This window comes from uncultured Nostoc sp. (assembly GCF_964245445.1).
GTDB lineage: Bacteria > Cyanobacteriota > Cyanobacteriia > Cyanobacteriales > Nostocaceae > Nostoc.
In genome coordinates, this window is record NZ_CAXTNE010000113.1 from 13,488 (window position 1) to 23,747 (window position 10,260).

Annotated in this window: 9 protein-coding genes; 3 read left to right on the forward strand and 6 right to left on the reverse strand. The window is 40.9% G+C overall.

Annotation, left to right across the window (positions count from 1 at the left end; translation table 11 throughout):
• Positions 1-99: 99 nt before the first annotated feature.
• The 3 genes from ACFE90_RS19255 to ACFE90_RS19265 all read right to left on the reverse strand — a co-directional run bounded on the left by ACFE90_RS19255 (position 100) and on the right by ACFE90_RS19265 (position 3,344).
• Entirely contained in the window at positions 100-423 is a 324-nt protein-coding gene (locus ACFE90_RS19255; protein ID WP_109006946.1) for an RNA-binding protein, read from the reverse strand.
• A gap of 520 nt (positions 424-943) precedes the next feature.
• On the reverse strand, positions 944-2,623 hold the full coding sequence (locus tag ACFE90_RS19260) for a hypothetical protein (RefSeq protein WP_375503284.1): 1,680 nt from the start codon (positions 2,621-2,623) through the stop codon (positions 944-946).
• A 97-nt stretch (positions 2,624-2,720) separates the two neighbouring features.
• The gene (locus tag ACFE90_RS19265; RefSeq protein WP_375503286.1) at positions 2,721-3,344 is read right to left on the reverse strand and encodes an SMI1/KNR4 family protein; all 624 of its coding nucleotides are present in this window, start codon (positions 3,342-3,344) and stop codon (positions 2,721-2,723) included.
• Positions 3,345-3,891: 547 nt separating this feature from the next.
• Here ACFE90_RS19265 and ACFE90_RS19270 point away from each other — a divergent pair.
• Positions 3,892-4,683, forward strand: a complete 792-nt coding sequence (locus ACFE90_RS19270) for a DUF4198 domain-containing protein (protein WP_375503288.1) — start codon at positions 3,892-3,894, stop codon at positions 4,681-4,683.
• Between the two features lie 452 nt (positions 4,684-5,135).
• Here ACFE90_RS19270 and ACFE90_RS19275 read toward each other — a convergent pair whose 3' ends face one another.
• Entirely contained in the window at positions 5,136-6,230 is a 1,095-nt protein-coding gene (locus ACFE90_RS19275) for a response regulator (RefSeq protein WP_375503290.1), read from the reverse strand.
• Between the two features lie 581 nt (positions 6,231-6,811).
• Here ACFE90_RS19275 and ACFE90_RS19280 point away from each other — a divergent pair.
• Entirely contained in the window at positions 6,812-7,531 is a 720-nt protein-coding gene (locus ACFE90_RS19280; protein WP_375503292.1) for a response regulator, read from the forward strand.
• Between the two features lie 179 nt (positions 7,532-7,710).
• Positions 7,711-9,399 (forward strand): NAD(P)H-quinone oxidoreductase subunit 4, encoded by a 1,689-nt coding sequence (locus ACFE90_RS19285; protein WP_375503294.1) that lies wholly within the window; start codon positions 7,711-7,713, stop codon positions 9,397-9,399.
• 116 nt (positions 9,400-9,515) lie between these two features.
• Here ACFE90_RS19285 and ACFE90_RS19290 read toward each other — a convergent pair whose 3' ends face one another.
• Positions 9,516-9,755, reverse strand: a complete 240-nt coding sequence (locus tag ACFE90_RS19290; protein ID WP_229493246.1) for a hypothetical protein — start codon at positions 9,753-9,755, stop codon at positions 9,516-9,518.
• 55 nt (positions 9,756-9,810) lie between these two features.
• Positions 9,811-10,188 (reverse strand): hypothetical protein, encoded by a 378-nt coding sequence (locus tag ACFE90_RS19295; RefSeq protein ID WP_375503296.1) that lies wholly within the window; start codon positions 10,186-10,188, stop codon positions 9,811-9,813.
• Positions 10,189-10,260 lie beyond the last annotated feature (72 nt).

The following is a 10,260-nucleotide window of genomic DNA, read 5'->3' on the forward strand; positions in this document are numbered from 1 at the left end:
TTGACTTCATCAATGGCTATGGAAGCACTAACATTACAAAAAAAAGACAGACACCTTGTCTGACCTTAAGACTCTAGGTAAGTTTTTTTGTTTCCAACGTTAATAGCGGTTGCGTCCACCGCCGCCACCACCGCCGTATCCTCCTCTACCACCACCGAACGAACCTCTATCACCTCTATCTTCTTTGGGTTTAGCCTTATTCACTTTCAGGTCACGACCCATCCACTCAGCACCATCAAGAGCTTCTATGGCAGCTGCTTCTTCAGCTTCGGTTCCCATTTCCACAAAAGCAAAGCCGCGTGGACGACCTGTTTCACGGTCAGTAGGTACTTGAACCCGTTTTACAGTACCATATTCTGCAAAAATACCACTTAAATCTTCTTGTGTAACGTCATAAGAGAGGTTACCTACATAAATTGACATCGATTCTCTCCAAAATCATCACTGTGTAGAGATTTTAATTTCTCTGAGTAGTCTGTAAATACTAAAAGGAAAAAGCCTTTCAATACTAAAATCAAAGACATCACCAAATTAACTCTCCTAATCTAGGATGACATACGAGCCAACTCTCTGCATCCAGTAGATCGTTAACAGATAATTAACTAGTGATGCGATCGCACCAACGCGATCACCTGCCCCCACCTACCATAAGTACAGCCCACCGCAAAAAAGGGTTGGAAATGGAAGAAGATAAATCGTGTAGGGTGATCAAGGAAATCAGACATGCAGGGGCGCATCTTTAATATCCGAATTGAACGTTTGACTGTATTAACCAAAAGTATTACTCCCAAATTTTAATATGAAAGGCAAAGTCAGGCAACAAATAAAGGATATAGCAATCCTAATTTGAGTTATAAAAATTATCTAACCGCTTTCTGATGCGTCGTCTTCCGCCAACGCGCGGCGTCGAAAGATAGCTGATTTCTGGATTGTCAATTCTTCTTCAATACATATTCGCTATAGCAAGTTGCTTTTTATCACCTTTCCAAGCTGTTTCCAATTCGGCTTTGACAAGTTGAGCGGCCTTATGTTTGCCCAGTGCCTCTAAACTTGCCTGCAAGCCAAATAGAGAACGCCCATTATGGGGATACTTTTCTAGATCAGCACGAAAGACTTTCTCAGCCTGTGCATAGTCACCCTTAGCTAAAAGCACACTGCCTAAAGATTCTCGCGTGGGAAAGTACCAGTCTGGTGGTTCCACGTAATCAAGGGTATCTTCTAGTCCCACTGCTTTTTCTAGCAACAAAATGGCAGATTCATAATCATGCTTTTCTCTAGCAATTTTGGCGTCTAGAACTTTTGAGGCAATGTCTAAAATGCGACTGGCAGGACTGAAGCCAATGGTTGCTTCGGTAGAAATTCCCTGTTTGGCAGCAACCAATGCCCCACTTTCACTTGCTGCATCTTCAAGTTTGCCTGTGGCTGCGCTTGCCATACCGCGAGCAAAATGCCAAAGTGCTGTGGTAGTGGGCAATTTAGCATCGGAGACGGGAGTTTTTAAGATGGCATCCCAATCACTAAAGCGTGTCTGAATCAGCATTTTGCTGCCCAGGAATCCCTCAAGCATTGGTGCATACGGGTCAATTGCAGTAGCATTTGCGACTAACGTCTCTGCGGCTTGGAGAGCATCTTTATATCTTCCTGCCATGCTGCTGGCCACCATAATAAAATATACGTTGTGGTTGTAGTACATCATGGGGTAAGTGCCCTGGACTTGATATTTTTTGATGTAAATATCATCTTGAGCGATCGCCTGCTTGTTTGCCTGCATTGCCCCTTCATAATCTCCTACACGAAAAAAAATATGACTTGGCATGTGTACCAAGTGTCCCGCCGTTGGTGCTAGGGTTCCTAGTCTTTTGGCACTCACAAGGGCCCGTTCTGGGGAAAGTGAGGCTTCTACTGCATGAATATAGTAATGATTAGCTCCGGTATGATTCGGGTTACGTTTGAGAACTGATTCTAAAATAGCCACAATTTCTTCTGTATCTGGCTGTGGCTTGCCATCTTTAGTCCAGTGCTGCCAAGGATGCAGATCCATCAAGCTTTCAGCGTAAAGCGTCGCCGCATCTAAATCATCTGGATAGCGCTTAACTAGAGTTGCCATTGCTTTTGCGTAGTAAAGCGCTAGTTGAAACAAATCTGCATCAGGATCTTGGGAGTAACGTTTTGCTAAGGCGGTAATGTAGTCTCGTTCTTCGGCAGATGCTTGGGTGGAAAGTGCCAAAGCTTGCTGTACCGCTTGGTAAGCAGCTAATTCTCGGTTGGGGTCGATTGCTAAGTTAATATTAGGGCCTAGAGCTAGAGCAATACCCCAATATGCGATCGCCAAATGTGGATCGAGTTTGGCAGCGTATTGAAAAGAACGCACCGCCTCATCATGATTGAAAGCGTAAATTAAATTTAATCCCTGATCGAAAAACTCTTGCGCTTGGGGATTAGAAGTGGAAACTGGATGGTGGATTGTCCCAACTCCAGATATTAAACTATAGGGCTGTCTTGCTTGAGCGTAGACATGTTCGCCCTTGGCGTTGCCGCAGGCTAGCGGCTTTTCGTCAGCGATCGCTGCACTAGGAGCGATTAAAGAGAGTATAAGCACCCAAATTATAAATAAGTACTTCATTATTCTTTTTCTTCAAGCTGTTTTTTTATTAATATTTAAATATCACAGTTTTTCTAAGTAAGCAATTGGTTATTATCCAGCTTCATATTTTTTTAACTTATGAGTTATATTTTCGATATATCTCTTTTTCAAGTTTTAGCTTTTCTTCATCTATTCGGATTATCATGTCATCTTGCTCTCCATCTTCATCTGGTATGACTTGATATAAACCAAACTCACAACACTCTGCAATTACAGATATCATACTAAGAAGATTTTTATATATTCTTACTGAATCCTCAAGGCAACCAACATCCCAAAGATAAACCGGAGATGGATCGAGATCGCCAACTACATAAAGCCTTCTTTTAGTCTCATATTCAGCAATAGGAAACCATTTTTGGTTCCAATATGCATCATCATAGTTAGTAGCTTCTCCTATAGTTTTGTAAATATAAACTGAATCTTGCAAGGAACAAAAAGAACAAATGACATCGGCTCTTAATTGCTCAGGAAACAAAAAATAGAGTGGTAGATAGCCATTGTTATAGCCAAGATCGGCGGTTCCATTGCGCCATTGATAAAGTTCGTATACTTCTTCGGATAACCTGAATGGTAAATCCTTTGTAATTTCGTCAATCTGCTGGCGAGTTAAACCTGGATTGTAACAATCAAAGAAATCATGATTGGTAGATTTTAACCAATTCAAAATATATTGAAGTTCATCCGTAAGTTCAGACATTTAACTAATCTTATTTAGTGATTAAAGACAAAAGTATTTTGAAGCATCTCGTCTCATTTACCCAGAATTGAGTACGCGGACTCGCTTTAAGCGAACGTGAGTCCGTCTCGTAGATAAGCTATGCCGTTGGCGTACTCCTAGGTCGAAGCAAGCTGACCATAGGAGAAGGAAAAGAGAAAGCTTTACGCTGCACTATCGACCACCAATGGTTGGAAGCCTCTACACCCTGCGGGTACTTCAAAGTCATCTTTTAGACTTCTCTATGCATTCTTGCACTAGCTAAACTACTTTTCAGTTAAAAATTGAAAAATTATGTCTCTTTCCGCCCAAGATTCGTGACAAATTTTTGCTGATCACTACTTTCGCCAACCCGCTTGCTGTCTTGCCAAATGCTGTCACAAGTCCTACAAAAAAATAAAGTATGCCAATCTTAAGAAAATCTAAATATTAAAAAATTATCCCTGTTAGGGGGATTGTTCAGAAAAGAAAAATATGGTTTTCTAAAAGCGTTAGTGATGAATTTAACCAAGTAATCAGGGGAGTTAAAATGTTTTTGCAAAAAATTAAAACGCTGCTCATATCAGCAGCTATTTTGCCATGCTTTATCCAACCAGCATCAGCGCATGTTGTCTGGTTTGATTACAAAAATGGCGAGTATGATATTCTGTTTGGACATCCAGAAGATGGGCCAGAAACTTATGAAACCTCTAGATTCAAACAAGCAATAGTTTATGATACTAACAAACAAATTCTTCCTTTTGATCTCGATCAAAAACAAGATGCTTTATCTCTAACTGCTGGTAAAAATGTAGCAGCTATCCAAGGTTTTTTTGATAATGGCTATTTTGCCAGATTATCGAATAATGAATATCTCCGCATTACAGAACAGGAAATTCCTAAGTATGATAATGTTGGTCATTACCTCAAATATACCAAGGCTTTTTATGATTGGTCTGATGCTTTAGCCAAACCATTCAATTTGCCATTAGAAATTCTACCTCTACAAAACCCTTTAGCTGTTGTTCCAGGTGAAAGCTTACTAGTTCAGGTATTATCTGAAGGGAAACCAATTACCGATGATGTTACAGTAGAATATCTAGGTCAAGTAGTAGCAAAAAACTTAGATGGCACTTTTTCCATACCCATTACTCAAGAAGGGCTAGAGCAACCTATTGAAGCTAGCTACTCACTTCCATCTAAGGGGAATTTGGCTGTTTCTTATGAAACCAGCTTGACAGCACAAAACATTTCTGTCCCAGAACCTTCAGCTTTGTTAGGATTAGGTTTTGTTGGATTACTGGTTTTATACAACAAAAAGAAGTTACTGCTGAATAAATAGCACAGTAATTTTAATTAAGTAGGTAGGTAGGCGGGAAAATTCATAACTAGACCAATGTAATTCATAATTAATAATTAGTAATTCATAATTTAAAGACGTTCGCAGGCTCCTTCGCACTGTGCTATCAGTTTGAGCTACTGAACTTTCGATGCTCTTTAAGACCACGCTCATTAAAAATTCAGTGTGGGCTGCTGTACCCATTCTTTAATTATGAATTATGAATTATGAATTATAAATTAATAGTTATTTGGTCATTGCAACTATAACGTATATAACGAATTGAAACGTTCGCGGAGCGTCTCGTAGAGAAGAAATCGCAGAGGTTTCAAACATTTTGTATCTCGTTACATAGTTAGGTTTGTTTGTGCCTACCTACTTATCATAAAAAGCGGGTATTTAGAGCGGCTTTGTAAAGGCAGCACCATACCAATAATTTTTTGTCTGCCTACTTTTTAGTTTTTACCTGCTACAGGTAGACGGATAGTGAATGTACTACCCTTCCCTGGTTCAGATGTCACATCGATTGTGCCTTGATGTGCTTCAATAATGCAGCGAGATAGATATAGTCCTAAACCACTACCAGAACGTTGGTGTTTGCCTTGACGAAATCGCTCGAATAATATTGCCTGGTCTTGTTTAGAAATTCCTGGTCCTGTATCTCGGATATCAATAGTCACAGCTGCCGGAGTATGATAACAGTGAATATCTACAGAACCTTTGTCTGTAAATTTGATGGCATTGCCAAGAATATTCGTCAAAACTCGCCGCAGTTCTACGCGATCGCCCATGACGGTGCTTGCCATTTCACCTAGATCAATATTTACAATTAATCCTTTTTCTTCAGCTAAAGGAGTTAATTCTTGAGAAACTTCACCAACTAATTCCTGAATATTGCAGGGAGAAATTTTTAAGGTTTTACAGCCCGCTTCATGACGATAAACTTCTAGCAAGGTATTTACCATTTCCAGCAGGTCTTGATTACTGCCAATCATGGTATTAATTATTTCTTGCAATTGTGGCGAAACATCGCAAAACCTGCCTTCCAGCAATAATTTTAATACACGGTTGGAAGCTACCAGTGGTATGCGTAAATCGTGAGTAAAACGCGAGACAAAATCTGCCCGCAGGTTAGCCATCTGATCTCGTTCATCGATACTATGTTTGAGGCGCAGGAGCGATCGCACTCGTGCATGTAATTCATCAGGATCGAATGGTTTACGAATAAAGTCATCTGCACCAGCATCGAGTCCTTCCACAACGCTAGACGCATAGTGAGCCGTGAGCAGCAAAATGGGGATAAATGGCAACGCCGGATTCTGCCGGATGCGTCGAGTAAATTCATAGCCATCTATCTCCGGCATCATTACATCTAAGAGAATTAAGTCTGGCGGCGACTCCTCAACCATAGCCAGAGCAATTTTGCTATTTTCGACTAAGCTAATTTCATAGCCCTCATCTTCTAGGACAGCTTCTAACACCAGTAAATTGTCAAAAATATCATCGACAACGAGAATTTTATCTTTTTTGACAGTTTTAGTTAAAGACATGGCTAAATAAAAAAAGAAGTGCTTGGCTATCCCTCGCAAATCTAGTAATAGCTTACTTCACCAGCACTAAGATTATTAAGGATTCATCTTTTCGTTTAAAGTTTCCTAAATTAAAATCTAACCTTTTTAAGTGATTACACTGAGGCTTCGTTTAATAAATGTATTAGCATACTATTGTCTTAACAAATATCTTAGCCGTCTGGTTATCCAAGCAATATCTGTGTCTGGGTCTTAGGGTGAGGTAGTTTCGTCCCTTTTATTTACATCATCGTAGCCACTGCAAAAGCAACTATTTAATAGTCACCCACTCTTGCTTGCTACCGGATTTTCAATGAAAAATTGTCTACCATGAAATATCTATCCTGAGATTAATGTATAAAAGTATTTTTTAATCAAATTATTATTGTCATATCGAAACTCTTGCTTTAAAAAAACTTACAAGATAAGGTTATTTATGTCTAATGGTAGATGAAGTTAAGTGAACAATACCAATTACATTGCTTTTTGTATAAGATCCCAGATAGAAGAACGAGATTATTTTAATCTGTACTTTAGATAGATAACAGTAAAGTTAAGTAACTATGAATGAAATCAATATCCTCGTGATTGAAGATCACAACCTTACGAGAATCGGCTTACGGGCTGCCTTACAAACCCAGCCAGATTTTAACATTGTTGGTGAAGCAGCCAATGCAGCCGAAGGCATTAAGCTTCTGAAAAGTCTTAAGCCGGATGTTGCTACTATTGACATCGGCTTACCTGACATGGATGGTATTGAGCTAACACGCACATTTAGGCAATATCAAGCAGAGAATGAAGATTATACTACAAAATTGCTAATTTTAACCATGCAGAACAGCGAACAGGCAGTTTTAGCAGCATTTGCAGCAGGTGCAGATTCTTATTGCATGAAGGATATCGAAACTGAAAGACTAGTTGAGGCTGTGCGAACGACCCATGCAGGTAGCTCATGGATCGATCCAGCGATCGCAGACCTTGTACTACAACAAATACGTCAAGATTTCCCCGATGGTAGCAGAGGTGCATCTGGAAAAAGAGTCCTGATTGAAGGTATTGACCCAGATGTTGAGAAAAGTATAGTCACCTATCCTTTAACTCATAGGGAGATGGATGTTTTAGAGTTAATTGTTGCCGGGTGTGACAATGCAGAAATTGCTAAAAAGCTCTATTTAACAGTCGGTACTGTAAAAACTCATGTTCGAGGTATTCTCAATAAACTCTGTGTTGCTGACCGGACACAGGCTGCCGTCCGCGCCTTGCGGGCTGGATTAGTACCGTGAGCAACTAAGTAACCATCATGAACTGCTTACAAGAACAGACGGAAATCTTTCTTCACGACTCCCCACTCCCCATTTTTAAGTCAAAGCCGTTAACTAGAACAAAGATTTATGAAGAATTTGTTACATAGTTTAGTACAATGACATAATTGACAAACAAATAAGTATTTTTTCTCATATACATGATAGCGGATCAATTTCCCTGGCTTACCGCGATTGTCTTGCTGCCACTTGTTGCTTCCCTGCTTATCCCTGTGCTGCCTGATAAAGATGGCAAGCGCGTGCGGTGGTATGCCTTGGGTATAGGTATCGCAGACTTCGCCTTGATGTGCTACGCCTTTTGGAAGCATTACGATGCCAGCAGTGCTAGTTTTCAAATGGTAGAAAATTATGCCTGGATGCCTCAGTTGGGTCTTAACTGGGCAGTATCGGTCGATGGACTTTCAGCACCACTTGTGCTACTTGCAGGATTTGTCACCACACTCTCGATTTTTTCAGCCTGGCAAGTTGATCACCGACCCCGCCTTTTCTATTTTTTAATGCTGGTGCTGTATTCCGCACAGGTAGGGGTGTTCGTTGCCAAAGACTTGCTGCTATTTTTCATTATGTGGGAAGTAGAGTTGATACCCGTCTACCTACTAGTCTGCATTTGGGGTGGGCAAAGGCGACGCTATGCGGCTACAAAATTTTTGTTGTATACCGCAGCAGCTTCTATTTTTATTTTAGTGGCAGCCCTGGCAATGGGGCTATACGGCGGCGGTGATATGACATTTGATATAACCGCCCTGGCTAAGAAGGAATATCCCCTTGGACTACAGCTGCTACTTTATGCAGGGTTACTGGTTGCATTTGGTGTCAAGCTTGCTGTTTTCCCGATGCATACCTGGTTACCTGATGCCCACGGCGAAGCATCTTCTCCTGTATCGATGATATTGGCTGGAGTATTGCTGAAGATGGGTGGATACGGACTAATTCGCCTGAATCTTGAGTTGCTTCCCGATGCACACATTTACTTTGCGCCGATTCTAGCTATTCTCGGTGTTGTCAACATTGTCTATGGTGCATTGAACTCCTTTGCTCAGACGAATATGAAGCGGCGTTTAGCTTATTCGTCGATTTCCCACATGGGGTTTGTGCTGCTTGGGATTGCGTCCTTCACTGATTTGGGAATCAACGGCGCCATGTTGCAGATGATTTCGCATGGTTTAATCGCATCGGTGCTGTTCTTCTTAGCAGGCGTTACTTACGATCGCACCCACACAATGGTAATGAAAGATATGGGCGGTATTGCTCAAGCCATGCCCAAAGTCTTTGCCCTGTTTACAATTGGAGCAATGGCATCCTTAGCACTTCCCGGTATGAGTGGCTTTGCTGGCGAACTCTCAGTATTCGTTGGGATGACAAGCAGTGATGTTTACAGTTCGACTTTCTGCACCGTCACAGTTTTTCTCGCCGCAGTTGGAGTCATCCTCACACCTATCTATCTACTTTCCATGTTGCGAGAGGTATTTTATGGTCAGGGTGCAGCGCTCATCTGCGACATTAATAATGCAGGTTCGGAAAATCAAGAAGATGAGGGAACAGTTTGTTTTGGTACAGATTGCTTAGTGCCAGAAGAAGCAGTCTACGACGATGCTAGACCGCGTGAGGTGTTTATTGCTGCCTGTTTTCTGTTAATGATTATTGGTATTGGTTTCTATCCCAAAATGGCGATGCAGATGTACGATGTGAAGACTGTTGCAGTCAATGCTAATCTTCGCCAGTCTTATGCTATAGTCTCGCAAACAAATCCCCAAATTTATGCTCATAGATTCTTGGTTCCGCAAATTTCCGAGGTTGAGGTAGCGCCAGTTTTGGGAACTTTGAAGTAAGCTTTTTGACCACTAAACTTGTCGAAAAGAGCGATCGCTAGGTATCTTTGTGAGGAATAACAGAGTATTGATAGCCTATCACTGTGGATAGACTATCAATCCCCAATTATTTCTTCTCAGGATGCCCAACATGTTTTTTCTGGAAAAGATCCTTTTTTCCAATGTTGCCAAACCTTTACTGCTGCTCGTTGAAAAAATGCCTGCGAGTTTTGCTCTGGTGTTTCTTGAAGTTCTTTAACTTCTCCACTAAATTTATCTATCCACAAAGATCCGAGACGATCTTCATGTGGCCCAAAGCGATAAGTAACGCCGATTTCATCCTCCTTTTCTTTTAAAATCAATACGTAAAAAGCCATAACAGATTCATGTGGTCTGTAAAAGTTGCGATACTTCAGTTTTAACTCATTTGAGTTATGCTGATGTTACTGGGGGACTCCACAAACGACCAGAGCGTTCAGTTGCGTCATGAGCTGTACGGTAGTCAGTATAGAAAATGCTTTCAAACCTCGACTCAAAGTATTCATGTTCCAGTAGTCTCAAATCTTCAGGGTTAAAATTACCTCGCTGTAACCTAATCCAGGCATCTGCTATATCTGGATCAGGACTAAAGCGGTTAAATCCGAGATCGTAATCCAACTGGTGTTCATCATAAAATAAATGTTTTTTGATCCGACGAATGCGAAACTCTGCCCATCCAGTGTTACGTGCAATCCCTGCTATATCGTCAGCATCACGAATAGCATCATACGCCTCAAGAGCATACTCAAGAAAGCGCTTTAAATATTCCATTTATTAAATTAGTTAATATACAGCATTTTCGAAGTGCATGAGGTACAGTAAGTAATAGTGCATTAAGAACTA

What these genes read in the sequence shown, in the direction of transcription:
- ACFE90_RS19255 (WP_109006946.1), bottom strand. Translation starts at nt 423, where the DNA reads ATGTCAATTTATGTAGGTAACCTCTCTTATGACGTTACACAAGAAGAT.
- ACFE90_RS19260 (WP_375503284.1), bottom strand. Translation starts at nt 2,623, where the DNA reads ATGAAGTACTTATTTATAATTTGGGTGCTTATACTCTCTTTAATCGCT.
- ACFE90_RS19265 (WP_375503286.1), bottom strand. Translation starts at nt 3,344, where the DNA reads ATGTCTGAACTTACGGATGAACTTCAATATATTTTGAATTGGTTAAAA.
- ACFE90_RS19270 (WP_375503288.1), top strand. Translation starts at nt 3,892, where the DNA reads ATGTTTTTGCAAAAAATTAAAACGCTGCTCATATCAGCAGCTATTTTG.
- ACFE90_RS19275 (WP_375503290.1), bottom strand. Translation starts at nt 6,230, where the DNA reads ATGTCTTTAACTAAAACTGTCAAAAAAGATAAAATTCTCGTTGTCGAT.
- ACFE90_RS19280 (WP_375503292.1), top strand. Translation starts at nt 6,812, where the DNA reads ATGAATGAAATCAATATCCTCGTGATTGAAGATCACAACCTTACGAGA.
- ACFE90_RS19285 (WP_375503294.1), top strand. Translation starts at nt 7,711, where the DNA reads ATGATAGCGGATCAATTTCCCTGGCTTACCGCGATTGTCTTGCTGCCA.
- ACFE90_RS19290 (WP_229493246.1), bottom strand. Translation starts at nt 9,755, where the DNA reads ATGGCTTTTTACGTATTGATTTTAAAAGAAAAGGAGGATGAAATCGGC.
- ACFE90_RS19295 (WP_375503296.1), bottom strand. Translation starts at nt 10,188, where the DNA reads ATGGAATATTTAAAGCGCTTTCTTGAGTATGCTCTTGAGGCGTATGAT.